This is a genomic window from Streptomyces sp. NPDC047117, assembly GCF_040643545.1.
Taxonomy (GTDB): domain Bacteria; phylum Actinomycetota; class Actinomycetes; order Streptomycetales; family Streptomycetaceae; genus Streptomyces.
Genome location: NZ_JBEYUN010000001.1, coordinates 39,454 through 65,675 on the forward strand (window position 1 = coordinate 39,454; position 26,222 = coordinate 65,675).

A 26,222-nucleotide genomic window follows, 5' to 3' on the forward strand; every position below is an offset into this window, starting at 1 on the left:
TCCTGCAGTGGTGAGTCGGGCGTGGTGGTGGGCCTGCGTGCGGTGGTGGGTCTGCGTGGTGGGGTCAGGCGGACGGTACGGGGGCGTCCGGCTGGATCAGCCGCTCGGTGCGCAGGTCCGCCCAGAAGGCCGCCGGTACGGTCTCGTTGAGTGCCGTTACGTCTTCGGCGATGCGGCTGGGGCGAGTGGCGCCGGGGATGGCGGCCGCGGTGGCCGGGTGGGCCAGGGCGAACTGCAGCGCTGCGGCCTTGATGCTCACACCGTGCCGGGCGGCGAGCGCCTTGATGCGCTCGACCTTCTCGATGATGGCGGGCGGCGCCTGCTGGTACTCGAAGTGCTGTCCGCCGGCCAGGATGCCGGAGCTGTAGGGCCCGCCGACGACGATGTCGACGTTCTGCTCGGTGGCGGCCGGCAGCAGCCGCTGCAGGGCGCGCTCGTGGTCCAGCAGGGTGTACCGGCCGGCCAGGAGGAAGGCATCGGGCTGGGGCTCGTCCAGGTCGAGGGTGAGTTCCAGCGGCTCGACGCGGTTGACGCCGAGGCCCCAGGCCTTGATCACACCCTCCTCGCGGAGCTTTTGCAGGACGCGGAAGGCGCCGGTGCGGGCGGACTCGTAGGCGGCCACCCACTCGTCGCCGTAGAAGTCCTGGGCGACGTCGTGCACCCAGACGATGTCCAGGCGGTCGGTTCCCAGGCGCTTGAGGCTGTCCTCGATGGAGCGCTTCGTGGCGTCGGCGGAGTAGTCGTTGAGGATCTTGTTCGGGCGGCCGTGCTCGAAGATGCCGCCCTTCTCGCCGAGGTCGCGGTGGGCCGGATCCTCGACCTCATCGAGGATGACCCGGCCGACCTTGGTGCTCAGGACGTACTCGTCGCGAGGCTTGCCGGCCAGCACCTCTCCGAGCCGGATCTCCGAGAGCCCGGCGCCGTAGAAGGGGGCGGTGTCGTAGTAGCGGATGCCCTGGTCCCAGGCGGCCTGGACGGTCGCGGCGGCCTCCTCGTCGGGGATGGCGCGGAACATGTTGCCCAGCGGCGCGGTCCCGAAGCCGAGCCGTCCCGGCAGCATTGAGCTGATACCCATGAAACTGATTCCCCTCTGTCACTCGGAGTGACGCCAGGTCGGAGACGCGCCGGGTACCGGATATGCACCCGTCTGCGCACTCATTTCTCTTACCTGTTCGACGGTATGGTCGATGCTTGAGACTGTCCAAGACATGCTTGGACATACTTGAGCCCCCAGAGGTCTTAAGAGACAGAGGCCCTACGCGTGGCCGTACGAAAGGTCTTCCATGCTGGATCTACGTCAGCTCCGGTACTTCGTGGCCGTCGCCGAGACGGAGCACGTGGGCCGGGCCGCCGAGAAGCTGCACATTTCCCAGTCGCCACTCAGCCGGCAGATCGCCCAGCTGGAGAAGGATCTGGGCCTGCTGCTCTTCGAGCGCAGCCAGCAGCGCATCCGGCTCACCGCCGACGGCCGGACCTTCCTCTCCGAGACCCAGGCCCTGCTGCGGCACGCGGACCGGCTGGAGAATCTGGGCCGCCGGCTCGGCCGCGGCGAAGAAGGCGGCCTGTGCGTGGGCTACCTCGGCGACGCCATGCACTCCGGCGCGTTGCCCCGGGCGCTGCGGGACCTGCACGAAGCGCGCCCCGGCATCCATGTGGCGCTCTACAACCTGCCGCCCGCCGAGCAGTTCGAGGGCCTACGGCAGCGCAGCCTGGACATCGCGCTCGTCCCCGAGCCGCCGCCCCGGGACGACCCCGATCTGCGCGGCGCACTGCTGCTGGAGGACCCGCTGCTGCTGGCGGTACCGGAACAACATCCGCTCGCCGCACGTACGGAGGTCCGCCCGGAGGATCTGGACGGCCAGCCGTGGGTGGCGGTCGAGGACAGCCAGGACCCTGCCTGGCGCGACGCCTTCATGGCCTCCTGCGCGGCATCCGGCTTCCGGCCCGACATCCGGTTCGAGGCCACGGAACCACTCACCGCCACCGGACTCGTCGCCTCCGGCCTCGGCCTGGCCCTCGTACAGCGGAGCATGGTCCGGGCCGCCCAGGACGTGGTCGTACGGGAGCTGCCGTGGCTCGATGAGACGGTGCGGCTGTGGGCGGCCTGGCACCGGGTCGACCTGCGGCCGGTGGTCGCCGCGTTCCGGTCGATCGTCCTCGCGCCGGTAACGGAGGGCGCCGAGGGGTGAGGCGTGATCGGCGCGAGGGGGGGGTGCGCCGGCCCCGACACCCCTCTCGACCAGTCTCGACCAGCCCCAGCCCGACGCACCACGCCAGTGTGATCCAGGTAACGGACAGGTTCAGACAGGTACGCCTAGGCTGTGGACATGTCCGAACAGGCACGCAAGCATCAGCGCGTAGCGCGCATCCTGAGCCGGGAGATCCGGGCCGGTGCCCGGCGGCCCGGCAGCCGGTTGCCCGGGGAGCACGCACTGACCCGGCAGTTCTCCGTCAGCCGGGCCACCGTGCGCGAGGCACTGCGCCTCCTCGCCGAGGACGGGCTGATCACCACCCACCCCGGGGTCGGGTCGATCGTCACTTTCGAGGGCAGTGTGCTGGACCACCGGCACGGTTGGTCCCAGGCGCTGACCGAGCACGGTACGGCCGTGGAAACCACCGTGCTGAACCTGGAGATCGTCCAGGACGCGGACCTCGCCGCCGAACTGGCTCTGGAGCGACGTGAGTTCCTTGCCGTGGACCGCGTCCGCACCCTCGCGGACGGCACCCGCATCTCGCTGGAGCGGAGCCGAGTGCCGTTCCAGGACGAGCTGGCGGAGGTGCCGGCACGCGGCCTGGTCGACGGCTCGCTGACCGCTACGCTCGCCTCGGTCGGGATGGTGGTGGCGTCGGGAGAACAGCGTGCGACCGCCGTACCGCTGAACGACATCGACGCGGTACTGCTGATGCGCACGGCCGGTACCTCCTTCCTCCGTGTGACACGCATCGGCCGCTCCCCCGCGGGCGCGCCGATCGAGCATGTGGTCAGCCTGCTGGATCCGGAACGGTTCGAGCTGCGCACCCACTTCGGAGAGCCGGGCTCGCTCTGACACCGGCGCTGACATCACCGCACCTCCACCCCCGACTCCCCCACCAGCGCTGCCGTTACGAGCTGACGTACGAGTCCCGTACGAGGTTCAAGCCGCACGCCGCCGGGCACTGACAGACACCAGAAAGCACCACACATGAACGACCCCCACGCCCCCCAGGCCCTCCACGTCCCCCACGCCCCCCATACCGATCGCGCGCTCGGTGCCCTCTACGGTCTCGCCCTGGGCGACGCCCTGGGCATGCCGACCCAGATCATGTCGCGCACGGCCATCACTGCCCGTTTCGGCAAGGTCACCGGCTTCGAGGCCGGCCCGCCGGACAATCCCGTCGCCGCCGGTCTTCCCGCGGGCAGTGTCACCGACGACACCGACCAGGCCCTCATCGTCGGCCGGCTGCTGGCCGAGGGCCGGGGCCGCATCGACCCCACTCAGCTGGCCACCGCGCTGCTGGCGTGGGAGGCCGAGATGAAGGCCAAGGGCTCCCTGGACCTGCTGGGCCCGTCCACCAAGGCCGCGCTGGACGCCGTGACCCGTGGCGTACCGGTCACCGAGACCGGCCGGACCGGCACCACCAACGGCGCCGCCATGCGCGTCACCCCGGTGGGCATCGCCTTCCCTCACGACCCGCTGGAGACCTTCCTCGACCGCGTCGTGGAGTCCTGTCAGGTCACCCATGACACCAACATCGGCATCGCCGGAGCGGCGGCCGTCGCCGCAGCGGTCAGCGCCGCCGTGGCCGGCAGCGGCCTCACCGCCGCGCTGGACGCCGCGCAGACCGCGGCCGTCGCGGGGGCGCGACGCGGCCACTGGTCCGCCGGCGCCGACATCGCCACCCGTATCCGCTGGGCACGCGAGCTGGTCGCCGGGGCCACGGCCGAGGACGCCGTGGACACCATCAGCGACCTGGTGGGCACCAGCGTCGCCTCCCAGGAGTCGGTCCCCGCGGCATTCGCGGTGCTCGCACTGGCCGGTGACGACCCCTGGCAGGCCTGTCTGCTGGCCGCCAATCTCGGCGGCGACTGCGACACCATCGGCGCCATCGCGGGCGCCATCTCCGGTGCCGTCGCGGGCCTGAGTGCCCTCCCCCCGGAGGCCGTCGCCACCCTCCGTTCCGTCAACACCCTCGATCTGGAGCCACTCGCCGCCGACCTGCTCGCGCTGCGGACACACTGAGCCCCGCTCCTGGGATTCCCCTCCCCGGGAGGCCCGCCGCGGCCCGCCTCCCCTCTCGCCTCGTAAGGAGGTTCCGTCATGGCCGACTCGACGACGAGCGATCGTGCCGGTGACCACGCCGATGACCGCACTGGTGCCCATGTCGGCGAACATGTCGGTGACCGCGTCAGTGACCACGTCGGTGACCGCGTCGGTGCCGTGGAGACCCGCGGGATCGAGCCCGTACCCGACTCGGAGCGGCACGGTCACGCCGGGCAGATGTTCTGGACGTGGTTCGCCGCGAACATCTCCCTCCTCGGCCTGCCGCTCGGTGCCACGCTCGTGGCCTTCCGCGGGCTGAACATCTGGCAGGCCGTACTGGTCGCCGTCATCGGCGCCTTCGGCTCCTTCGCGTTGGTGGGTGCGTTGAGCATCGCCGGCAAGCGCGGCGGCGCACCGGCCCTGACGCTGTCCAGGGCCGTCTTCGGCCGACGGGGCAACGCCGGGCCCACCCTGGTGACGTGGATCAGCCGGGTCGGCTGGGAGACGGTGAACACCACCACCGCCGCCTACGCGCTGCTCTCCCTGCTCACGATCGTATTCGGCGTACGCCACAACACCGTGCTGACGCTGGTGTGCCTGCTGGTCTTCATCGCCTGCACCCTGCTCATCAGCGGGCTGGGCCACGCCACGATCATGTGGATCAACAAGTGGGCCAGCTACCTCTTCGGCCTGCTCAACCTGGTTGTCATGGCCTTCCTGGCCGCCACCGTGGACTGGGCGAAGGTGGCGCACGCGCCGGCCGCGCCGCTCAGCGCCGTCATCGCGGGTATCGGCATCATCGCGGCGGGCACCGGTATCGGCTGGGCCAACGCGGGTGCCGACTACGCCCGTTACCTCCCGCGCGCCATCCCCGGCAGGCGTCTGGTCCTCGCCTCTGCGTGGGGTGCCGGCATCCCCCTGGTACTGCTGATCTCCCTCGGCTCGCTGCTCTCGGCCGGCGACACCTCCCTCGCCGCCGCCTCCGACCCGGTCTCCGCCATCGACGCGATGCTGCCGTCGTGGATGTCGGTGCCGTACCTGATCGCGGCGTTCGGCGGGCTGCTGCTCTCCAATCACCTCTCGGTGTACTCCGCGGGCCTGACCCTGGTCACCCTGGGAGTGCGTGCCAAGCGTACGGTCGCCGTCGGCCTAGACGTGGTCATCACCTTCGTGGGCGGCATCTACTTCATGCTGATCGCCAAGGACTTCTACGGGCCGTTCACCACCTTCCTGACCATCCTCGCCGTCCCCATCACGGCCTGGGTCGGTGTCTTCGCCGTCGACATGCTGCGCCGCCGGAGCTACGACCCCGATGCCCTGATGGTCGCCGGACGCGCCGGGCGGTACTGGTACAACGGCGGCTTCGCCTGGTCGGCCGTTGTGTCCTGGGCGCTGGCGATCGTCGTCGGGCTGCTGCTCACCGAGGCCAGGACCAGTGACACCGACATCTGGTTCTCCGGTCCGCTCTCCCACAGCTGGCTGGGCAACAACGGTCTGGGCTGGGTGGTGACCTTCATCGTAGGCGCCGCCTGCTACGCCCTTCTGCGGCCCTTCGACAAGGCGGTGACCGCCGAGACCCAACACACCGAGCAGAACACCGACACCACGACGTCGAGGACCACCGTATGAACACCCGCCTCTTCCTCGCCGGCAACGTCATCATCGACCTCGTGATGCGCGTGCCGCAGCTGCCCCCGCGCGGCGGCGACGTCCTCGCCTCCGACACCACGCAGCGCGTGGGCGGCGGCCTCAACGTCCTCACTGCCGCCCGCCGAATGGGCCTGCCCGCGGTGTACGCGGGCATCCACGGCACCGGGCCCTTCGGCGACCGGGTACGCGCCGCTCTCCAGGCCGAACGCATCGACGTGGCGCTCCCGCCCCGCACCGACGCCGACACCGGATTCTGCGTCGCCCTCGTCGACGACGGCGGCGAACGCACCTTCGCCACCGCCCCCGGCGCGGAAGGCGCCCTCACCCCCGACGACACGGCGCGGATGGCGGCCGCCCTGCGCCCCGGCGACATCGTGCAACTCTCCGGCTACGGACTGGCCTACCCCGGTACCGCCGCGGCGCTCGCCGACTTCGCCGCCGCCCTCCCGGACGATGTCGTACTGTGCCTGGACCCCGGCCCGTTGGTCGCCGACATCGACGCCGAGCGCCTGCGGCGCGTCCTGGCCCGCTGCGACTGGCTCAGCTGCAACCGCCGCGAGGCCCGGCTGCTGTCGGACCTCGATGACGCCGCAGCGGCCGACGCGCTGACCGGGCGGATCAAGCCCGGTGGCGGTGTCCTCGTACGCGGCGACGCCGACGGCTGCTGGCTGGCCACCGGCACGAGCCCCGCCGTCCACGTACCCGGCCGTCCCGTACGCGTCGTCGACAGCAACGGCGCCGGCGACGCCCACACCGGCGCCTTCCTCGCACTCCTCGGCCAGGGCATCACACCGCTGGAAGCCGCCCGGGCAGCCAACGCAGCAGCCGCCCTCGCCGTCACCCGCCCCGGCCCGGCCACCAGCCCCACCAGCGCAGAACTGGCCACCGCACTCGGCCCCACGGACCCCCTCCACCGGACACTGACGGCGGACTGACACCTGCCCTCCCCTGTCCCTCCCCCCTGTCCCACGGCGAATCCGGCGCGCAGACACGCATCGCTGTCGCGTGAGAACGACAGTGTGAAAACGAGTGTGGGAACGAGAGCGTGAAAAACCAGACTCCGGAGGCTCCCATGACCCACCCCGAGCCGGTGATCGCCGTCCCGAGGCCGAGCTGAACGAGCTGCGCTCACGACTGCGCCACACCCTCCCAGTACGGAGGCAACGCCGCCGACGCGTTCACCGTCATCGTCCCGTCGCTGCCGGGATTCACCTTCTCATCGCAGCAGCCCTCGCTCGCGAAGCCACTGCGGACACACGAGATCTGGCACCGCCTCGTGCACGACGAACTCCGCTTCGGGCGCTACGTCGCGCACGGCGGTGACCTGGGAGCCGGCATCACCTCCCGCCTCGGCGAAGCGCACCCCGAGGCCGTGCTGGGCATCCATCCGATGGCGGTGGCCAGTCCCCTCGCCTGCGACGCGGCCGGTGTCACCCCTGAAGAGCGGGCCTACCTCGCCTCCGTCGCGGCATGGTCCGCGGAGGAAGGCGGATACCTCCACCAGCAGAGCACCCGCCCTCTCACGCTGAGCTATGGCCTGGCCGACTCTCCGACCGGGCTGCTCGCCTGGCTCGTCGAGAAGTACCGTGCGGGGAGCGACCGCGGCGGTGACCTGTCGTCCCGGTTCAGCGACGACTTCCTCCTCACGCAGGCATCGCTCTACTGGTTCACCCACACCATCTCGACCTCCTTCCGGCCCTACTACGAATACGCCCACGGCCTGACGAGGCGGTTCGAGCGGGTGAACGTGCCCACGGCCCTCGCCCTGTTCCCGGCCGACCTCGCCCAGCCGCCCCGTAGTTGGGCCGAGCGCACGTACAACATCACGCGATACACCCGCATGCCCCGCGGCGGCCACTTCGCCGCCCACGAAGAACCCGAACTCCTCGCGCACGACCTCACCCAGTTCTTCCGCGCTCACCGGTGAGCGGGCGGCAGGGCCAGTACGCCAAGGGCACATAGGCATCCCCTATAGCCCGTGCTGACTTTTGGTCTTTGTCTCTCGTCCTTTTCTCTACGTACCGTGAAACAGCTCGATGCGGCGCGGCGCTCACCGCGATTTCTCTGAAGGTTTGCGCACTGCGCACGTCGAGCCTTATTCCGTCGGGCGGGCAATTACGTAATTGAGGGGAACGGTGGCATGACCACTATCGAGAGCGGGTCGGGAACGCGCGAACTGGCGGGAAAGCGGGCCCTGGTCACGGGTGGTTCTCGCGGAATCGGAGCGGCCGTTGTGCGGCAGCTCCTGGAAGCGGGCGCCGAGGTGCTCACGACTGCCAGGTCGGCGACGAACACGGTGCCTGAGGGGGCCGCTTTCGTGGCGGCCGACGTGCGGACACGGGCCGGAGCGGAGGCCCTCACCGCGGCTGTGCAGGAGCGGCTCGGTGGGGTGGACATCCTGGTGCACAACGCGGGCGGGGCGGGGCCGTACAAGGGGGCTTTGACCATCCCCGAGGAGGAGTGGCAGAACGCGCTGGACTTGAACTTCCTGGCGTCGGTGCGGCTGGACGCGCTGCTGGCACCGGGGATGCGGGAACGGCGCTCGGGGGTGATCGTGCACGTCTCCTCGGCCGCGGTCCCGACCGTGGCACCGCCGTTCCTGCACTACGTGTCGGCGAAGGCGGCGCTGGAGGCATACAGCCGGGGACTGGCCTCGGAGCTGGCCCCGTTCGGAATCCGGGTCAACACCGTGTCTCCTGGCAGAACGGCCACCCCCGGCGGTGAGCAGACGCGGGAGCAGTGGGCGCGTCTGGACTCGGGGCCGGGCCAGGACACCACCACTCCCCCGCTGGGGCGCGATGGCCGGCCCGACGACATCGCCCACGCCGTACTGTTCCTCATGTCCGACCGGGCGGGATGGCTGACCGGGAGCAATATCGTTGTGGACGGTGGCGAATTCCCCAGGGGCTGATGCCGGCGGACGTCGATGGACGCTGGTGGACGCCGGCGGCATTTCCGGAATGCCAGTGTCGACGTCAATGACAATCCAGCGGCCACCCAATTGCTTTTCTGCCGTCAGGACGCCGGTGAGGAGGGAGTGGGCTCGGGCCAGGTCTCCTGACGGAGGAATTCAAGCAGGGCTGTCTCCGCCGGGCCCGCGCTGCTCCGGACCACGGCGATGACGGGCTGGGACACGGTCGGGAGCACCGGGCGTACGAGGTGCTCGTCGCGGTGGGGCACCGCGGAGGCCGGGACGAGCGTCACTCCCAGGCCGTGGACCGCCCAGCGCACAGCCGTCGCCGTCTGGGACACCCGGGCTGCCGTGGCGGGGGCCAGCTCATTGTCCCGCAGGACCTCCAACAGCACGCCGTCCAGCGCGCTGTCGCGGTCGAACCTCACCCACGACTCCCCCTCCAGTTCGCGCAGCTCGACCCGGTCTGCGGCGAGCTGCGGGTGGCCGGCGCCCAGTACCACTACGAACTCCTCGTCGCCGAGGTGGTGGGCGTCGGCGGGGGTCCGCTCGCATGCCGCCATCAGGGCAAGGTCCACCACGCCCCGGCGGCACAGCCGTTCCAGCTCGGCGGAGCTCGGCTCCTCGAACACCGTGACCTCTACCCGCGGAAAGCGACGACGCAGCGCGCTCAACGCGCCCGGCAGCTGCCGCGTACCGAAACCCATCTGCACCGCGACCGTCAGCTCACCCACCAGCTCATCGGCACCGGCCCGCGCCGTCGCCCTCGCCCGCCGCGCCGCACTCACCGCGGCCTCCGCCTCCCGCAGGAACGCGCGGCCGACCACGGTGGGCACCAGTCCGGTGGGCGTGCGGGCGAACAGATCGACGCCGAGTTCCCGCTCCAGGCCGCGGATCTGCTGGGACATCGACGGTTGGGCGACGTGCAGCCGCTCCGCCGCCGCGGTGACCGAGCCCTCCTCGGCGACAGCCAGTGCGTACTCGAACTGACGAAGGCTCATCGGCTCTTGTTCCTTTCCTGCGGTGGACCGCGGCCCCGCAGCCCCCATTGTCGTCGCTGACGTCGCTGACGTCGCTGACGTCCCTGACGCTGCTTACGCCGTTGTCCCTGTTGTCGTCACGGCCAGTAACTCCGTTCCGCCGACGGAGATTCCCGTGGACGCGGCCACGCTCATTAAGCGGCTGCCCACCGCGTCGAACGGTTGTACTCTCGGCCCTCATGAGCTGGCTGCCTGACGATTTCGTCCATCCGACGCACGTGCCCGTACCCCACACCGCGCTTCACCTGCGGCCGATCCGGGAGGCGGACACCGCGCTCGACTACCCCGCCGTGATGGACTCCCGTGAGCGCCTCTGGGAGGTCTTCGGCCCGGCCTGGAGCTGGCCGCAGGAGACGATGACCTATGAAGAGGACCGCATCGACCTGCTGCGGCACGAGAAGGAAATAGCCGCGCACCAGTCGTTCAACTACGCGCTGCTGGACGAGGAGGAGACGGCGATTTTCGGCTGTGTCTACGTGGACCCGCCCGAGCGCACCGGCTCCGACGCAGAGATCTCCTGGTGGGTGGTGGACGACCTCGTGGGCAGCGAGGTGGAACGCGCCCTCGACGCGCTGGTGCCGCAGTGGATCGCCACCGCCTGGCCCTTCCAGCACCCCCGTTGCCTGGGCCGCGACATCACCTGGCAGGACTGGCTCGCGCTACCGCGCGCCTCGTGACACCGCCCGGTGCCTCGCAGCACTCCTCCTCTGGGCCGAGGGGGGAGACCATGTGGGGCCGAGAGAGCCAACAGGCAAGCCCTAGTCGATGCGCACCACATACTTGCCGCGTACGCCGCCTGCCTCCAGTGAGCGATGGGCGTCGGCGATTTCCGCCAGTGGGAAGACGGTGTCGACGATCGGGCGGAGCGTGCCCTTTTCGACGTATGACGTGAGTTCCGTGAAGAGGTCGGTCTTGGGATTACCGCTGAAGAAGCGCACGCGGCTGCGGCCATGTACGGCGCTGGCCAGGACGTAGCCGAGGGAGGCGGCGATCCTGTCGGTGTCGAAGGCGATGGCCACCATGCGCCCGCCCGGGGCGAGCAGCCTGCGGTGGGCGGGGAGGTCCTTGCCGACGGTGTCCAGGACCACGTCGTAGCGGCCCAGGTCGGCCGGTGTGGTGGCGCGGTAGTCCAACGCCTCGTCGGCACCCAGTTCGCGGACCAGGGAAAGATTGTCCGCGCGGGCGAGCCCCGTGACATGCGCTCCCATCGCCTTGCCCAGCTGCACTGCCACATTGCCCACTCCACCGGCCGCCCCGCGCACCAGGAGACGCTCGCCGGCGCGCAGCCGTGCTTTGTCCCGTAGGGCGGTGATGGCCGTGGTGCCCACGGGCATCGCGACGGCATCGACGGGGTCGAGCCCCCTGGGGCTTCGGGAGAGTTGCTCCGGTCGGACTACGACGTACTCCGCCGCACTGCCGAAGCCGGAGGAGCGCGCCATGATGCCCCAGACCTGATCCCCTACGGTGAGCCCGGCGACGGGAGAGGGCAGCTCCGCTATCTCTCCGGCGAAGTCCAGGCCCGTGCGCAGCGGGAACTTTCTGCCGGTGACCGGCTTGAACCGGCCGGCGCGCGCGTGCACCTCACCGCCGTTGATGCTCGTCGCACCGACCTTCACCAGCACCTCACCGTGCCCGGGCACGGGCTTGGGCACCTCGCCCACGTACAGCACCTCGGGGCCGCCGAAGCGGTCGTACAGCGCGGCTCGCATCATCTCGGTCACTCGCACGCCTCGCGCATCTCATACACCTCGTACACCTTGTACACCTCGTCGTCATCGCCTCTACGATCGACCGTACGGTGGTAAGTGGATGCCATCGTCCACTTGCGTCGGAGGTGAGAGAGATCGACGCGAAATCCTCTCGGTTGCGTGCGGACGCGGAGCGCAACCGGCAGCGGATCGTCGACGCCGCTCGCGAGGCCTTCGCCCGGCACGGAGTCGAGGTGCCGATGGCGGCCATCGCGCGCAAGGCCGGGGTGGGCGTCGCCACGCTCTACCGCCGCTTCCCCACCCGCGACGAGCTGGTCAGGGAGATCTTCGCCGACCAGCTGCAGGCGTGTACGGCGGCCCTGGAGGAGGCGCTGGACGACCCCGACCCTTGGCGCGGCTTCTGCCACGTGATCGAGAAGGTGTGCGCTCTGCAGGCGGCCGAGCGCGGCTTCACGGAGGCATTTCTCAACGCCTTCCCGGACGCGGCCGCGGACCACTCCCGGCGGCGGCTGCAGGGCGAGCGCGGCTTCGCGGCCCTGGTCCGCAGGGCGCAGAGCGCGGGGGCGCTGCGCAAGGACTTCCATCCCTCGGATCTGACAGTGGTACTGCTCGCCAACAGCGCACTCGCCGCTACACCCGACCCCGCGCCGGCCTCACGGCGCCTGGTCGGCTATCTGCTCGACTCCTTTCGCGCCGATGCCGCTCACACGCCGCTGTCGCCACCGACCGGCCTCGGCCTCGGGCATCTGCTGCGTACCGGGCACCACACCGGGCGGGACAGCAATGAATGACAGCGATGACATATGTACTGCACAAGACGTGATCCAAGGCCCTACTGGGGCGACTGTCGATCCTCCTAGACTCCACACCATGGCGAAAGCACAAAAAATCGGACCGGACGACTCCTGGGAAGGCGTCGTCACCCATACGTCCCGGGGCATGCTCGACGGCTCGAACATGTACCACTTCGTCGAGGTCAGCCTTGCCGACGGCGAGTCCATAAAGGTCCGGATCAGCCGTCGGCTCTGGAAGTCGATCGCGGTCGGCGATCGGATCGTCAAGCGACCTGGTGCCGACCCGGCCAAGGGGTAACCGACCGGCCCGGCACCTGACGATGCGTTGAATGGGCCAACGGGACGCCCTGGCCGCCCTGGCCCCTACAGTGGCTGACGACGTGTCACTCAGACGTCACTGAAGTCGCGGAAGACACGGAAGTCCGCGTGCAGCCGCCGCCCGTGGTCGACCGTGCGGGCCGGGCCGGTGAGGCGGACCCGGGCTGTCAGGCGGGGATCCGTGCTGGAGGCGCTGAGGCGCAGTTCCAGGTCGCCGGGCTCGACGATGCGGTGTCCGTCGCGGCCGGTGAAGGACGCCAGGTCGGCGGGGACGGTCGCGCGTACCTCCGCCGCCTCGCCCGGGGCGAGATCGAGACGTACGTACCCGATGAGGCGCTGTACGGGCTGGACGATGGAGGCGACGGGGTCGTGCAGGTAGAGCTGGACGACCTCGGTGCCCGTGCGCGTACCGGTGTTGCGTACGGTGCAGGCCACCTCGAACTCGCCGTCCGTGCCGGTCTCCTCGTCGGCGATGACGAGCCCGGACCAGTCGAAGGTGGTGTACGTCAGTCCGTGGCCGAAGCCGAAGGCGGGGGTGGGGTCGATGTTGGAGACCTCGGTGGAGTGGCCGAGGCGGGCCGCGAGGTAGGTGGAGGGCTGTGCGTCCGGGAGCCGGGGCACGCTGACGGGGAGCCGGCCGGCCGGGGCGACGCGGCCGCTGAGGACGGAGGCGAGGGCCGTCGTGCCCTCCTCGCCGGGGAAGAACGTCTGGACGATGGCGGCGGCCTCGGTCGCCGCACGGCCCAGGGCGTAAGGCCGGCCGGCGAGCAGGGTCAGGACGAGGGGGGTGCCGGTGTCCAGCAGCGTGTCGAGCAGCTGCTGCTGCACTCCGGGCAGGGCCAGGGAGCCGGCGTCGCAGCCCTCGCCGCTGCTGCCACGGCCGAAGAGCCCGGCCCGGTCGCCGAGCGCGGCGATCACCAGGTCGGCACCGCGGGCCAGCTCGGCGGCCGCGGCGAAATCGTCAGTTGCGACGCCATCGGTAGTGGTGCCGTCGGTTGTGACGCCATCGGTAGGGGTGCCGTCGGTAGTGGCGCCGTCGATGTCGCATCCGGCGGCGGTGACGATCTCGCTGTCGGGGAATTCGGCGGCCAGTGCGTCGTGCAGCGTGGGGAGCTCGATACCCGTGGGTACATGCGGGTGCTGGCTGCCGACGTGGACGGGGAAGGAGTAGCAGCCGAGTACAGCGGTGGGGGTGGCGGCGTTGGGACCGATGAGTGCGATGCGCGCCGGGGTGCGGTCGTCCGCCAGGGGAAGTGTGCCGTCGTTGCGGAGGAGGACGATGGCCTGCTCGGCGACGCGGCGGGCCAGCGCGCGGTTGGCGGCCGGATCGAGGTCGACCCTGCCACGCAGGTCATCCAGGTCAGTCGGATCAGCCAGATCAGCCGCGACACGCACGTCGGCCGCCCCATGCGAGTCAGCCGTAGGACGCACGTCAGCCGTACTGCGCACATCAGCCGTTCCCCGCGGACCGCCCCTCTCCGCGCCCACGCCGCCGAGCGACACCGGTGTCGGATCCCAGTCGGCATCGAGCAGCCCCAGCTGGGCCTTCTGTCTGAGTACTCGGCGTACAGCCCGGTCCACGACCGCCTCGGACACCAGGCCCTCGGCCAGTGCCGCGCGCAGCGGCGCGCCGAACGCCTTCACGGTGGGGAGTTCCACGTCGACACCCGCCGTGAGCGCCGCGACGGCGGCTTCCCCCAGCGTGCCGGCAACCCCGTGCAGGGTCTGGAGGAAGGCGATGCCGAAGTAGTCGGCGACGACCGTTCCCTCGAAGCCCCAGGCGTCCCGGAGCAGGCCGGTGAGCAGCCGTTCGTCGGCCGCCGAGGGGATGCCGTCGGTGTCGGTGTAGGCGTGCATCACCGAGCGGACGCCGCTTTCGCGTACGGCCATCTCGAACGGCGGCAGGATGACATCGGCGCGTTCTCGGACGCCCATGCTCACGGGGGCCAGGTTGCGTCCCGCGCGGGAGGCGGAGTATCCGGCGAAGTGCTTGAGGGTGGCGACGACGCCCGCGCCCTCCAGGCCGCGTACGTAGGCGGTGCCGATGGTGCCGACGAGGTAGGGGTCCTCGCCGATGGTTTCCTCGACCCGCCCCCAGCGGGCGTCGCGCACGACGTCCAGCACGGGGGCGAGTCCCTGGTGGACGCCGACGGCACGCAGGTCACGACCGATCGCCGTGGCCATCTCGTGGATGAGCCGGGGATTGAAGGTGGCACCCCAGGAGAGGGGTACGGGGTAGGCGGTCGCGCCCCAGGCGGCGAAGCCGGCGAGGCACTCCTCATGCGCGAGTGCCGGGATGCCGAAGCGATTGGCGGCGGCGATCCTGCGTTGGGTGCGCAGCAGTGACAGCGCGCCGAGCGCGGGGTCGACGGGGGTGGTGCCGAAGGGCCGGGTCAGCTGGCCGAGGCCGTACGGCAGCAGGTCGTCGAGGGGTACCGGCTCCTCCATGTCGTGCTGGTGCGGCGCGACTTCGGCGCCCTCGGCGGAGGCGCCGACCCACACCCCGAAGAGCTGGGCGGTCTTCTCTTCCAGTGTCATCTCGGCGAGCAGGGCATCGGCCCGCTCCCCCGGATCGCGAGCCGCGTCCCGCCACAACGGGACGCCGGCCGCTTCGGTGTGTTCGGCGTGTTCAGTGCGTCCAGTGCCCTCGGTCCCTTCGGTGCGTTCAGCGCCCTCGGTGCGTTCGGAGTCTGCGGTGCCTTCGGAGTCTTCGGTGTGTGCGATCTGTGCGGTCTGTGCTGACACGTGGCCGGTCACTTTCCTCCGACGCCCATCAGGCCCTGGACCAGGGCGCGGCGGGCGAACAGATAGACGAGCAGGATGGGGAGCATGGACAGGACGACCGCGGCGAGCAGGCCCGGGATGTCGACCCCGTGCTCGGTCTGGAAGTCGTAGAGGCCCATGGTGATGACCTTGGTGTCGGCGGACTGCGTGAGCACCAGAGGGAAGAGGAATCCGTTCCATGCCTGCAGGGCGGAGAAGACGATGATCGTGGAGAGGCCGCTGCGGGAGAGCGGCAGGACGAGCTGGAAGAAGACGCGCCGGGAGGAGGCGCCGTCCACCGTCATCGCCTCGTACAGCTCCGGTGTGATGTCGCGCATCACACCACTGAGGATCAGGGCGCACACCGGCATGGCGAAGGCGGCGGTCGGGAGGATGACGCCGAGCAGGTTGTCGTAGAGCCCGGCCTCGCTCATGACGTAGAACATGGGCACGATGACGGCCTGGGAGGGGATGGCGAGGCCGAGCAGGAACAGCCGGAAGACCGTGTGCGTCGTCCTGCTGCGGCTGCGCACGATCGCGTAGGACAGTGGCGGTACGAGGAGCACGACGATGCCCACGACGCACACGGTGACGAGGGCGGTGTTGAGGAAGTACTGTCCGAATCCGCTGTGGAAGTCCTTGACGTAGTTGTCGAGCGTGAAGGCCTTCGGCAGGGCCAGCGGTCCGTTCGCACCGTAGTCGGCGCGCGACTGGAACGTGGCGACGAGCATCGCGTACAGCGGCAGTCCGACCAGGAAGAGCCAGATCAGGGAGCCGAAGCCGGCGAGGTAGTTGGGGCGGCGCTTGGTCACAGGCCCTCCATCGTGCTGCGCATCCTGTCGTAGCCCGAGAGGCGCACCACGATCAGTGAGATGACCGTGGCGACCAGGACGAGCAGCACGCCGATCGCCGAGGCCGTCCCGTAGTCGAAGTTCTTGAAGGCCTTTTGGTACATGTAGTAGGCGCTGATGGTGGTGTCGGTGCCGGGGCCGCCCTGGGTGAGGATGAGGACGGTGTCGAAGGTCGTGAGGCCGCCCACCACCATCAGGATCATGGACGTGATGATGCTGTTGCGCAGCTGCGGCAGGGTGATGTGGAAGAACTGCCGTACCCTCCCGGCGCCGTCTATCTGCGCGGCCTGATAGAGGACCCGAGGCACCGCGCGGGCCGCACCCTGGTAGATGAGCGTGTGCAGCGGTGTGAACTGCCAGGCGCTCACGAAGGTGAGGACGCCGATGGCGCTGCTCTGTACGCCGAAGAGGTTGCCATCGCCGAACAGCCATTCGGCGTGTGCGGGCACACCGAAGTTGGGGTCGAGGACGGCGCGCCACAGTACGGACACGGCCGCGGCCGACAGCAGCAGCGGGACGAAGTAGATGGCGGAGAGGATGGCCCGGTTGCGCTGGTGGCCCGCCGCCCAGACGCCGAGCAGGATGCTCAGCGGTGTCTGTACGGCGACGCCGAGCCCGGTGAGCAGGACGCTCAGCCAGAGGCTCTTGAGCATGACGGGGTCCTCGAACAGCTTGCTCCAATTGTCCAGCCCGGTGAATCGCGGGGCGCTCAGCCCGTCCCAGTGGGCGAAGGAGAGCACGGCGACCAGTACGAGCGGGAGGAGCGCGAAGAGGCCGAAGAAGACGGCGGCGGGTGCTGCCCAGGCGAAGCCCGGCCGGCTGACGCCGGTGGCGGTGGGGGCGGGGGTCATGAGAGGGGGTCCATGGGGGTCCAAGTCGAGGCGAGACGGGATCAGTTCGTGGGAAGGGCCTGCATGGCCTTGATGAACCCGTCCTCGTCCAGCCCGCCGTTGAGGAACTGCTGGACGGCCTGGTGCATGCCGACGGTCGCCGTCTGCGGGTACGCCTGGTCCCAGGAGAGCTGGAAGGCGGGCGCCTTCTCGACGTGTTCGTACTGGTAGCGGGCGAAGTCCGGGTCGGCGGCGGTGTCGAGGAACTTCTCGGTGGTCGTGGTGGTGGGCAGGTTGCCGATGCCGAGCTGCGCCTTCACGAACTCGTCCGAGTACTGGAGCTTCAGGAACTCCGCGACCGCCTCCGGGTGCTTGGTCTTCTTCAGCACCGAGTAGAAGTTGTTGGTGTTGCCGACGAGATTGTCCGCATCGCCCTTGCCCCCGTCGACGGACGGGAAGGTGCCGTAGCCGAGATCCTTTGCGGCGAAGTCGGGGTGGCTGTCCTGCTGGGTGGAGTACTCCCACGAGCCCATCAGCTCGAATCCGGCCTTCCCCGTGGCCAGGAGGGTGGGCGAGCCCTGGTCGGTGAACTTCACCGAGTCGTAGTGCGTGCCGAAGGCTCCGGCGTCCCGCAGGTCCTTGAGCATCCCGAGGGCCCTCTTGCTGTCGGCGCTCGCCCAGGCGTCCTTGTCCCCGCCCAGCGCCTTCTGGAAGAGCCCGGGTCCGGCCACCCGGTCGTAGAGGTACTCGAACCACATGAGCGTGGGCCACTTGTCGCCGCCGCCCAGGGCGATCGGCGTGACGCCCTTCGCCTTGAGGGCGCGCACCGCGGCCAGCAGGTCCTCCCACGTCCTGGGCGGTTCGACACCGGCGTCGCGGAGGACCTTCTTGTTGTGGAACAGCAGCACGGGCTGGGTGCCGCGCATGGGGATGCCGTACGGCTTCCCGTTCACCTCCGCGCTGTCGAAAACGGCGGGGAGGAACTTCTCCTTCAGGTCCGGGTCCTTGCTGACGAAGCCGTCCAGCGGCATCAGAAGGCCGGCGTCGACGAAGGGCTTGATGCTGCCGCCGCCCCAGTTGAAGAAGACGTCCGGGGCCTGCTCGCTGTTGATGATGGTCTGCAGCTTCGCCTGGTAGTCGGCGCCCGGAATGGTCTCCAGGACGGCCTTCACCTTCGATGTCTTGTTGAAGGTGGCGATGATCCGCTTCTCCACCTTGTTCGCGCTGTCGCCGTAGACCAGTACGTGGATCTTGCCGTCGTCCCTGCCCGCCGACTCGGCGCCCCCGCCGCATGCCGACAGGGTGAGCGTCAGGGTCAGCGCCGCACCGCCGACAGTGGCGTTCCGCAGCAACCGGGTACGTCGTCTCATCGCCCCCACCTTTCGAAACTTTTTCGACACTAATTCCGAAACTTGATGGGTCGGGACGCTAGGACTCCCCGCTCCAGCGGGTCAACCCTCGGTAGGCGAGTTATCAACTCGTGACGCTGCGCGCGGGGTTGCCGGTGCTCTATGCTCCTCACCATGCGCGATGACGAGGAGTCGGGCCGTGTCACCCTGGCCCAAGTGGCCGAACAGGCCGGGGTTTCCCTCTCGACAGTTTCGAAAGTCCTGAACGGGCGGCAGGACGTCGCCGCCCCGACCAGGCTCAAAGTGGAACGTCTGCTGGAGGCACACGCCTACCGGCGTACGACCCGCTCGGCTCAGGAGGCGCCGCTGATCGAGCTGGTCTTCCACGAGCTGGACAGCATCTGGGCGATGGAACTGATCCGCGGAGTGGAGAACGTGGCCAAGGCGCACCAGGCCGCCGTGGTCCTCACCGAAAGCGGAACCCGGCAGGCCCCCGGCCCCGACTGGATCGAAGGGGTGCTCCAGCGCCGGCCGCTCGGCGTGGTCCTGGTCTTCTCCGCCCTGCCTGCCGAGGTCAAGGAGCAGTTGCGCTCGCGCGCCATACCCTTCGTCATCATCGACCCCGCCGGCGATCCCGACCCCGACGTACCCTCGGTGGGCTCGGCCAACTGGAGCGGCGGGCTCGCGGCCACTCGGCATCTCATCGAGTCCGGCCACCGCCGCATCGGCATCATCACCGGCCCCGAGGACATGCTCTGCTCGCTGGCGCGCCTGGACGGCTACCGCTCGGCGATGAGCATGGCGGGCCTGGAGATCGATCCCGATCTCGTCCTGTACGGCGACTTCCACGTCGAGGGCGGCTACGACGGGGCCATGAGACTGCTGTCACTCCCCCGGCCACCGACCGCCCTCTTCGCCGGCAGTGACCTCCAGGCCCTCGGCGCGCTGGAAGCCGCCCGCGTCAGCGGCCTGCGCGTACCGCACGACCTGTCCGTGGTCGGCTACGACGACGTCCCCGTCGCCCGCTGGTCCAGCCCCGCCCTGACCACCATCCACCAGCCCCTGCGGCACATGGCCGAGGAGGCGACTCAGATGCTGCTGCGCATACGGGCCCAAGAGCCGGTCACGACAAGGCTCGAACTGGCCACCAGCCTTGTCGTCAGGAACAGCACGGCCCCGCCACGAGACGGTGGCGCCGAAGGCGAGGGCGAAGGCGCGGGCGCAGGCGAGGGCGCAGGCAACTGCGAAGTCGACGACGACTGACCTCAGTGAAGAGAGCCGGGGGGCCGGCACGGTAGCCACCACCGTGAGGCGGCTACCGTGCCGCCCATGACCCACGACATCCCCTCCCGGACTCCGCTGACCTTCGAGGAGGAGGTCCGCGCCCGGACCGCCTTCGCCGACTTCCTCGTACGCGAACTGGCCGCACGCGGCACAGTGCGCTTCCCCGCACACGAACCGGAGGAGCGCCGCCGCCTGCTGGACCTCGTGCCCGCCCTCAGCAACGCGCTGGGCACCGAGGTCGACTGCACACCGGAGGACGTCACGGCCATGCGCTTCACCGTCCGCACTGTCCGGGCCGTCCAGGCCGGCCACGACCAGGCACTCGACCGGCCCTGAAAAGGCGCGTGCCCTCGCGGTGAGCGGTGCTGCGCTCACCACGAGGGCGGTCCTTCAGGAGCGGGCCGTCACGAGTAGGCCGTCACGAGTAGGCCGTACGGTGACGGTGGCCTGCTGCCGGTCCTCAGACCCGTACGTCCTCCCGTTCGCGCTGCGCCGGCACGGTCCGCTCCAGCAGCTTCTCGCCCTCGATGTCGAGGTTGGGCAGGGCCCGCTGCAGCGGACGGGGCAGCCACCAGGCGGCGCGGCCGAGAAGCGCCATCACCGCCGGGACCAGGGTCATCCGCACGATGAAGGCGTCCACCAGGACACCCACGGCCAGTGCGAAGCCGATCGACTTGATGATCGGGTCCTCCATGAACACGAACCCGCCGAACACCGATGCCATGATCAGGGCAGCGGCGGTGACCACGCGCCCGTTGTAACCCATGCCGTTGACGGTGGCCTGGGAGGCCTCGGCGCCGTGCACGTAGTCCTCACGCATGCGGGAGACGAGGAAGACCTCGTAGTCCATGGCCAGGCCGAAGAGGATGCCGATGAGGAGGATCGGCAGGAAGCTCACCAGCGGTCCCGAGGTGTCGAGGCCGACGAGCCCGGCGAGGTGGCCCTGCTGGAACACCGCGACGGTGATGCCGAACGTGGCTCCGACGGTGAGCAGGAAGCCCAGTGCCGCCTTGAGGGGCACCAGGATGGAGCGGAAGACGAGCATCAGCAGCAGGATGGACAGGCCGACCACCAGCAGCAGGTAGACCGGCATGGCGTCCGCCAACTGCTCCGACACGTCGATGCCCAGCGCCGTCATACCGGTCAGGGAGACCTCGGCGCCCTTGACGCCCGCTACGTGGTCGCGGATGTCGTGCACCACGTCCTCGGTGCCGGCAGCGGTGGGCCCCTCCTTGGGGATGACCGCCAGCAGTGCGGTGGTGCCCTCCTTGTTGAGCTGCGGCGGAGCGACCGCGAGCACCCCGTCGGTGCTCTGGATCTTCGCTGCGACCTGCTTGACCGCGGCACCCGTCGACGCGGCGTCGTCGCCGGAGACGACCGCCATCAGCCGGCCGTTGAAGCCCGCCCCGAAGCCCTCGCTGGTGAGGTCGTACGCCTTGCGCGCCGGCGAGTCGCTCGCCGCGGTGCTCGCGTCGGGCAGTGCCAGTCGCATGTCCTGGGTCGGCAGCGCGAGGGCACCGAGGCCCACGACCCCCACCAGGAGCAGCGGGATGCGCGCGCGGAGGACGGTGCGGCCCCAGCGGAAGCCGAACGCTTCCTTGGTGCTGCTGGTGCTGCTGGTGCTGCCGCTCGCCTCGCCGTTGCGCTGCTTGCGCGGCAGCACCCGGTGCCCCACGAAGCCGAGGACTGCCGGCAGCAGGGTGAGGGCCACCAGTACGGCGACTGCGACGGTGCCGGCGGCGGCCAGGCCCATGACGGTGAGGAAGGGGATGCCGACCACGGCGAGGCCCGCCAGGGCGATCACCACGGTGGCACCGGCGAAGACGACGGCGGAACCGGCGGTCCCGGCGGCGCGGCCCGCGGCCTCCTCGGGCTCCGCGCCCTCGGCGAGGAAGTGACGGTAGCGGGAGGTGATGAAGAGCGAGTAGTCGATGCCGACGGCCAGCCCGAGCATCAGCGCCAGGATGGGCGCGGTGCTGGTGAGTTCGATGACGCCGCTCAATGCGTACAGGCCCGCCATGCCGGCGCCAACGCCGATGAGGGCGTTGAGCAAGGTCATGCCGGCGGCCACAAGCGAGCCGAAGGTGATGACCAGCACCACGGCCGCCACCAGGACGCCGAGCACCTCGGTGGAGCCGACCTCCACCTTGTTGGTCATCACCTCGCCGCCGTGCTCGACCTGGAGGCCCTTGACGTCGGCGCCGGCCTTCTCGAACTCGGCCCGCTGAGCGTCGGTGACTTCCTGGGCGCCGCTGTCGAACTGGACCTGCACCAGGGCGTACCGGCCGTCCGGGGATATCGACTTGGCCTTGAAGGGATCGACGGCCGCGGTGACGCCGTCCACCTGTGCGGCCTGCTCGACCACCGGGGCGACATCGGTGGGCTTGAGCTTCTCACCCTTGGGGGCGGCGATGACGATCGAACCGGTACCGCCGCTGGCCTGCGGGAACTCCTTCTTGAGGGAGTCCATGGCCCGCTGTGACTCGGTGCCCGGCATCTTGAACTGGTCGGTGGTCGAGCCGCTGAAGGCCGCTGCCGCGCCGCCCAACAGGGCGAGCAGCAGCAGCCAGAGCGCGACGACGCGCCCGCGGCGGCGGAAGGAGAACCGGCCTAGCCGGTGCAGCAAGGTCGCCATTGCAGAAGGTATCTCTCTGTTGCAGGTTCACCGGGGTGGTGGTCGAGCTGTTAGAGGTTCATACGGGGTGGTGGTCGGGCTCTCGCAGATTCATGCGGGGTGATGGTCGTTCATTGGGGGTGGTGGTCGTTCATTGGGGGTGGTGGTCGAGCGCCCGCAGGGCGCTGCGGATCATCTGGGTGCGCAGCGTCTCCTGCGGCACCGGAACATCGCTGGCGCTGGTCACGAAGACCGCACCGATCACCATCCAGGCACCCACCACAGCCTCAGGCTCCTCGCTGTGTCCGGCCAACGCCGTCAGCAGCCGCTCGGTGAGACCGGGGACGCCGGAGAGCGCGGAGTTGTTCAGCATCTCGGGAAGGTCGCTGAACAGGAGCTTGACCTCACGCCGGTATCGCAGTGCGAGGTCCACATAGCCGGTCACGGCAGGCTCCACCGCCTGCTCCCCCGTCAGGCCCATCAGGTCCTGGTCGAGTTGGGCCAGTGCCTGGCCGGCGGGCGTCAGCAACTCGGTGAGTATCGCGTCCTTGCTGGCGAAGTGGTACAGCAGCGAAGCCTTGGAGCAGCCCACCTCGGAAGCGATGTCATGGAGCGACGTCCCCCGGTACCCGTGGATGACGAACAGCCCGAGCGCCGCCTCCAGGATGTGCCCGCGCAACGCGGATGCAGTCCGTGCCATGACCCAACAGTAACTGTCCGATCGGTCAGACCTGACCGATCGGACAGCTTCCCGCTGTGGCCTTCACCACCCCGGCCCAATCGAAGGCATCCCATTGCGCAACCGAATGCACCCCAGGCTCGGATGGCCGACCTCAGCGGAAACGGCGCTTCCGACGCCTGCTCAACGGCTGAGATCTATGCTGTGACCTGCGACGGCTTGTGACCTGCGACGGCTGGAGCATTCATGACCGAGATGATCGACATGCCCGACTTACGGAAGGCGCACGACACCGCTCGCGCGATCGCCACAGCTGCCCTCGGACGAGACCCCGGCCCCATGACCACCGCCGAGAGCAGCTCCCATCACGTCTACGTTGGCTCGCACGCGGTCGTGAAGCTCATCGGCGTGGACGACCACTCGCGCCTGAACCGCGAGATCGCACTCGCACCCCACCTGCCCACCGGCCTCACCACCACGCTCCTCGGCAGCGGGCTCCACCAGCTGGATACGCACGACATCCGTTACGCCTGCTACGCCCGCGCGCCTGGGGACGGCCCCCCGGCATCGGCATGCCTGGCGTGGGCAATGCGGCCGCACGCTCGTTGGCGGAGGAGGCAGTTCAGCAGCTCACTCGACTGCACAGCTGGGTGCCCGAGAGTGACATCGAACAGGTGCTGAGAAAACCTCTCGACCATGGCGGCTTCACCGGCCAGACTGCGCTCCATGCCGAAATGGAGGACCTCGCCGCCCTGGACCGGCACGTGACCGTACCCCGCCCGCTGCTCGACGGCTTGGCGGCGATCGCGAAACGCGCGCCGCTGTACGCACAAACCGCCGTCCCGGTGCACGCGGACTGCCATTAGGACAACTGGCTCGTATGCGATCTGAGCGTGACGCCCCTGCTGAACTTCGAGTGGGCCCGCTTCGGCGAACCGGCCGACGACTGGTTCTTCTTGGCCCGGTTCAGCGGCCCCCACATGGAGACCGTTCTCGACGTCATCTCCCGGGCGGCGACGAGCTCACCGGAAACCCTCCGAGCAGAATGTGAGAACTCGTCGTCGGGCGCTACTGGTGGCGCGAGGCCCGGTAATTCCAGAGGCCCGGTAATTCCAGCCGCAGCAAGTGATTCAACAATGAGGGACAACGGGAGAACGGTATGGAGCCATGGGAACTCCGCCGCGCGGTTGCGGCAGGCCGAGCAACCGCTTTGGAGCTGGGCCTTCAGGTCGACGAGGTCACCGTCGTCCACAACTCGGACCGCGTCGCGCTCCGCTTGACTCCTTGCGACGTTTTGGCGCGGGTCGCCCCTTCGGCGCATCTGACTGATTCCGAGTTTGAAGTAGAGGTCGCCCACCATCTCGCCCAAGTCGACGCTCCAGTGGCTGAGCTCGACCCACGGGTAGAGCCTCGAGTCCATCTGCGTGACGCCTTCGCCATTTCACTCTGGACCTACTACGAACCTCTGGGCTCAGAGATCGCGCCGGCCGACTACGCGGACGTGTTCATGCGGCATCATGCCGCCCTGCGCCGGATCGACCTGAACGCACCACATTTCACCGATCGAATCGCCGTCGCACTCGGAGAGGTGAACGACCGGGAGCGCTCCCCCGACCTCCCCGACGCCGACCGTGAACTCCTGAGCAACACGCTGGGTGGGCTGAGCGCCGCGATCGGCATCGACAAGGCGGGCGACCAGTTGCTGCACGGTGAGCCGCATCCGGGCAACCTCCTGAATACGAGGAGAGGGCCACTCTTCGTGGACCTCGCCACAGCCTGCCGTGGGCCGATCGAGTTCGACCTGGCCCATGCCCCCGAGGAGGTGGGGGAACACTATGCGGGGGCTGACCACGACCTGATTCATCGATGCCGCGCCCTGAACTGGGCGATGTTCTCGGCCTGGCGCTGGCGCCGGGACGACCAAATGCCTGACCGGGACCGATGCAGAGCAGAAGGGCTCAACCAGGTTCGTGCTGCACTCGATCGCTCCGGACTGAGCTGACTCGCATCGGACAGCTCCTAGGCGATGACTCGCGCCAGGGAGAATCCGTCGTAACCCTTGCTGCCCACCGTCTGCAGCGCGGTGGCCGACAGTTTCGGGTGCTCGGCCATGAGTTCCAGGAAGCGGCGCGTCCCCTGCACCCCTGCGTCGGTGCTGTGGGCGTCGGCGACTTTGCCGCCGCGGACGACGTTGTCACCGATGATGACGCTGCCGGGCCGGGTGAGCTTCAACGACCAATCGAGGTAATGCGGATTGTTGGGTTTGTCGGCGTCGATGAAGACGAAGTCGAAGGGCTCGGCGCCCTCGGCCACGAGGTCGGCGAGGCTGTCGAGCGCCGGGCCGACGCGGATTTCAGTACGGTCCGCGAGGCCGGCGCGGGCGAGATTGGTACGGGCGACCTCGGCGTGGCGGGCGTCGTATTCCAACGTGACAAGGCGGCCGTCGGCGGGCAGGGCGCGGCCGAGCCAAATGGTGCTGTAGCCGCCGAGGGTGCCGATCTCCAGGATGCGGCGGGCGCCTTGCATCTGGGCAAGAAGATGCAGCAGCTTGCCCTGATTCGGGGCCACGTTGATATGGGGCAGGCCGGCGGCGTCGCTGTCGCGCAGGGCGGCTTCCAGTACCTCATCGGCGGGTGCGAGCAGGGAAGTGAAGTAATCGTCGACTGCGGTCCACTGCTGCTGGGACATGGATTCCTTTCACTTGCTCAGTCAGCTTCGCAAAGAAAGCTAGCAGAAGGGCGGGGAGTGCTTGGGGTGATCGGGGGCGATCACCCTGGCTCCTGCTTCTGATGCGCCTTCGGGTGCAGAAGGTAGTGGTACATCACGCTCGCGCACTTGTCGCGGCTTCGGTAGGCGACATCGTCGGTGAGTTGCAGGTCCGGCGAGATTTCCTTGATTGCGCCGTCAGAGTTGGTGTAGAGCGGATGCCATAGGAGTTCGACAGCAGGGTTGAGTTCCTGGATGATGCGCAGCTGCGGGATCTCTTGCGCGATCAGAACGCTGTCCAGCGCTCGCGCCTTCCTCCCGCTCCTGCACTCGACTCGACCACCTTCCGAGGCGTTCGCCATCCCTGTCTTCCTGGTCTTCCTAGCAGGACACCTGGGACTTTCCAAGAAGCGAAAGGGCATGAGTGTTTGCCCAGTTGGACGTACGAGCAACCCTCAAGAACACGGCTGCGGCACGTTACGT

General features: G+C 69.2%; 25 protein-coding genes. 14 read left to right on the forward strand and 11 right to left on the reverse strand.

Features of this window, described 5'->3' with window-relative positions; translation table 11 throughout:
• Positions 1 to 64: 64 nt before the first annotated feature.
• Positions 65 to 1,075, reverse strand: a complete 1,011-nt coding sequence (locus tag ABZ840_RS00210) for an aldo/keto reductase (protein ID WP_361550770.1) — start codon at positions 1,073 to 1,075, stop codon at positions 65 to 67.
• Between the two features lie 208 nt (positions 1,076 to 1,283).
• Here ABZ840_RS00210 and ABZ840_RS00215 point away from each other — a divergent pair, with 208 nt between their 5' ends.
• From ABZ840_RS00215 to ABZ840_RS00245, 7 genes are all read left to right on the forward strand, one after another.
• Positions 1,284 to 2,189 (forward strand): LysR substrate-binding domain-containing protein, encoded by a 906-nt coding sequence (locus tag ABZ840_RS00215; protein ID WP_361550773.1) that lies wholly within the window; start codon positions 1,284 to 1,286, stop codon positions 2,187 to 2,189.
• Positions 2,190 to 2,327: 138 nt separating this feature from the next.
• A complete protein-coding gene (locus tag ABZ840_RS00220) occupies positions 2,328 to 3,047 on the forward strand; it encodes a GntR family transcriptional regulator (protein WP_361550776.1) in 720 nt (239 codons plus the stop codon).
• Positions 3,048 to 3,182: 135 nt separating this feature from the next.
• Complete coding sequence (locus ABZ840_RS00225) at positions 3,183 to 4,220, forward strand: ADP-ribosylglycohydrolase family protein (protein ID WP_361550778.1); 1,038 nt, start codon at positions 3,183 to 3,185, stop codon at positions 4,218 to 4,220.
• 78 nt (positions 4,221 to 4,298) lie between these two features.
• Entirely contained in the window at positions 4,299 to 5,870 is a 1,572-nt protein-coding gene (locus tag ABZ840_RS00230; RefSeq protein WP_361550781.1) for a cytosine permease, read from the forward strand.
• Complete coding sequence (locus ABZ840_RS00235; RefSeq protein ID WP_361550784.1) at positions 5,867 to 6,826, forward strand: PfkB family carbohydrate kinase; 960 nt, start codon at positions 5,867 to 5,869, stop codon at positions 6,824 to 6,826. Before ABZ840_RS00230 ends, ABZ840_RS00235 begins: the two co-directional genes overlap by 4 nt.
• A gap of 341 nt (positions 6,827 to 7,167) precedes the next feature.
• Positions 7,168 to 7,818, forward strand: coding sequence for an alpha/beta hydrolase (locus tag ABZ840_RS00240; protein ID WP_361550787.1), 651 nt, complete (start codon positions 7,168 to 7,170; stop codon positions 7,816 to 7,818).
• A gap of 213 nt (positions 7,819 to 8,031) precedes the next feature.
• Entirely contained in the window at positions 8,032 to 8,802 is a 771-nt protein-coding gene (locus tag ABZ840_RS00245) for an SDR family oxidoreductase (protein ID WP_361550790.1), read from the forward strand.
• Between the two features lie 104 nt (positions 8,803 to 8,906).
• Here the strand turns inward: ABZ840_RS00245 and ABZ840_RS00250 are convergent, their stop codons facing one another.
• Positions 8,907 to 9,803, reverse strand: coding sequence for a LysR family transcriptional regulator (locus ABZ840_RS00250; RefSeq protein WP_361550793.1), 897 nt, complete (start codon positions 9,801 to 9,803; stop codon positions 8,907 to 8,909).
• Between the two features lie 218 nt (positions 9,804 to 10,021).
• On the opposite strand from ABZ840_RS00250, the gene ABZ840_RS00255 reads away from it, so the two are divergent.
• On the forward strand, positions 10,022 to 10,519 hold the full coding sequence (locus ABZ840_RS00255; RefSeq protein WP_361550796.1) for an N-acetyltransferase: 498 nt from the start codon (positions 10,022 to 10,024) through the stop codon (positions 10,517 to 10,519).
• Positions 10,520 to 10,600: 81 nt separating this feature from the next.
• On the opposite strand, the gene ABZ840_RS00260 is transcribed toward ABZ840_RS00255, so the two are convergent.
• The gene (locus tag ABZ840_RS00260) at positions 10,601 to 11,551 is read right to left on the reverse strand and encodes an NAD(P)-dependent alcohol dehydrogenase (protein WP_361552266.1); all 951 of its coding nucleotides are present in this window, start codon (positions 11,549 to 11,551) and stop codon (positions 10,601 to 10,603) included.
• A 155-nt stretch (positions 11,552 to 11,706) separates the two neighbouring features.
• On the opposite strand from ABZ840_RS00260, the gene ABZ840_RS00265 reads away from it, so the two are divergent.
• Together ABZ840_RS00265 and ABZ840_RS00270 are read left to right on the forward strand one after the other, a co-directional pair.
• Positions 11,707 to 12,342, forward strand: coding sequence for a helix-turn-helix domain-containing protein (locus ABZ840_RS00265; RefSeq protein WP_361550799.1), 636 nt, complete (start codon positions 11,707 to 11,709; stop codon positions 12,340 to 12,342).
• 79 nt (positions 12,343 to 12,421) lie between these two features.
• Positions 12,422 to 12,643 (forward strand): hypothetical protein, encoded by a 222-nt coding sequence (locus ABZ840_RS00270; protein WP_361550802.1) that lies wholly within the window; start codon positions 12,422 to 12,424, stop codon positions 12,641 to 12,643.
• Between the two features lie 89 nt (positions 12,644 to 12,732).
• Here the strand turns inward: ABZ840_RS00270 and ABZ840_RS00275 are convergent, their stop codons facing one another.
• The 4 genes from ABZ840_RS00275 to ABZ840_RS00290 form a co-directional block, all read right to left on the reverse strand.
• Positions 12,733 to 15,201, reverse strand: coding sequence for a glycoside hydrolase family 3 N-terminal domain-containing protein (locus ABZ840_RS00275; RefSeq protein ID WP_361552269.1), 2,469 nt, complete (start codon positions 15,199 to 15,201; stop codon positions 12,733 to 12,735).
• A gap of 215 nt (positions 15,202 to 15,416) precedes the next feature.
• Entirely contained in the window at positions 15,417 to 16,238 is an 822-nt protein-coding gene (locus ABZ840_RS00280) for a carbohydrate ABC transporter permease (RefSeq protein WP_361550805.1), read from the reverse strand.
• Positions 16,235 to 17,128 (reverse strand): sugar ABC transporter permease, encoded by an 894-nt coding sequence (locus tag ABZ840_RS00285; protein ID WP_361550808.1) that lies wholly within the window; start codon positions 17,126 to 17,128, stop codon positions 16,235 to 16,237. The genes ABZ840_RS00280 and ABZ840_RS00285 overlap by 4 nt, the downstream gene beginning before the upstream one ends.
• A gap of 41 nt (positions 17,129 to 17,169) precedes the next feature.
• On the reverse strand, positions 17,170 to 18,477 hold the full coding sequence (locus tag ABZ840_RS00290) for an extracellular solute-binding protein (protein ID WP_361550811.1): 1,308 nt from the start codon (positions 18,475 to 18,477) through the stop codon (positions 17,170 to 17,172).
• A gap of 141 nt (positions 18,478 to 18,618) precedes the next feature.
• On the opposite strand from ABZ840_RS00290, the gene ABZ840_RS00295 reads away from it, so the two are divergent.
• Positions 18,619 to 19,719: a LacI family DNA-binding transcriptional regulator gene (locus ABZ840_RS00295; protein ID WP_361550814.1), complete on the forward strand. Its 1,101-nt coding sequence runs from the start codon at positions 18,619 to 18,621 to the stop codon at positions 19,717 to 19,719.
• Positions 19,720 to 19,785: 66 nt separating this feature from the next.
• Positions 19,786 to 20,076: a hypothetical protein gene (locus tag ABZ840_RS00300; RefSeq protein ID WP_361550817.1), complete on the forward strand. Its 291-nt coding sequence runs from the start codon at positions 19,786 to 19,788 to the stop codon at positions 20,074 to 20,076.
• A gap of 124 nt (positions 20,077 to 20,200) precedes the next feature.
• On the opposite strand, the gene ABZ840_RS00305 is transcribed toward ABZ840_RS00300, so the two are convergent.
• Together ABZ840_RS00305 and ABZ840_RS00310 are read right to left on the reverse strand one after the other, a co-directional pair.
• Positions 20,201 to 22,375 (reverse strand): MMPL family transporter, encoded by a 2,175-nt coding sequence (locus ABZ840_RS00305; RefSeq protein WP_361550820.1) that lies wholly within the window; start codon positions 22,373 to 22,375, stop codon positions 20,201 to 20,203.
• Between the two features lie 130 nt (positions 22,376 to 22,505).
• A complete protein-coding gene (locus tag ABZ840_RS00310) occupies positions 22,506 to 23,054 on the reverse strand; it encodes a helix-turn-helix domain-containing protein (RefSeq protein ID WP_361550823.1) in 549 nt (182 codons plus the stop codon).
• A gap of 560 nt (positions 23,055 to 23,614) precedes the next feature.
• On the opposite strand from ABZ840_RS00310, the gene ABZ840_RS00315 reads away from it, so the two are divergent.
• Both ABZ840_RS00315 and ABZ840_RS00320 read left to right on the forward strand, forming a co-directional pair.
• Positions 23,615 to 23,899 carry a hypothetical protein gene (locus tag ABZ840_RS00315; protein ID WP_361550826.1) on the forward strand — a complete coding sequence of 95 codons (285 nt, stop codon included), beginning with the start codon at positions 23,615 to 23,617 and terminating at the stop codon, positions 23,897 to 23,899.
• Between the two features lie 293 nt (positions 23,900 to 24,192).
• Positions 24,193 to 25,035 carry a phosphotransferase gene (locus ABZ840_RS00320; protein ID WP_361550829.1) on the forward strand — a complete coding sequence of 281 codons (843 nt, stop codon included), beginning with the start codon at positions 24,193 to 24,195 and terminating at the stop codon, positions 25,033 to 25,035.
• Between the two features lie 17 nt (positions 25,036 to 25,052).
• Here the strand turns inward: ABZ840_RS00320 and ABZ840_RS00325 are convergent, their stop codons facing one another.
• A complete protein-coding gene (locus tag ABZ840_RS00325) occupies positions 25,053 to 25,721 on the reverse strand; it encodes an O-methyltransferase (protein ID WP_361550832.1) in 669 nt (222 codons plus the stop codon).
• Between the two features lie 80 nt (positions 25,722 to 25,801).
• Entirely contained in the window at positions 25,802 to 26,101 is a 300-nt protein-coding gene (locus ABZ840_RS00330) for a hypothetical protein (RefSeq protein WP_361550835.1), read from the reverse strand.
• Positions 26,102 to 26,222: the final 121 nt, after the last annotated feature.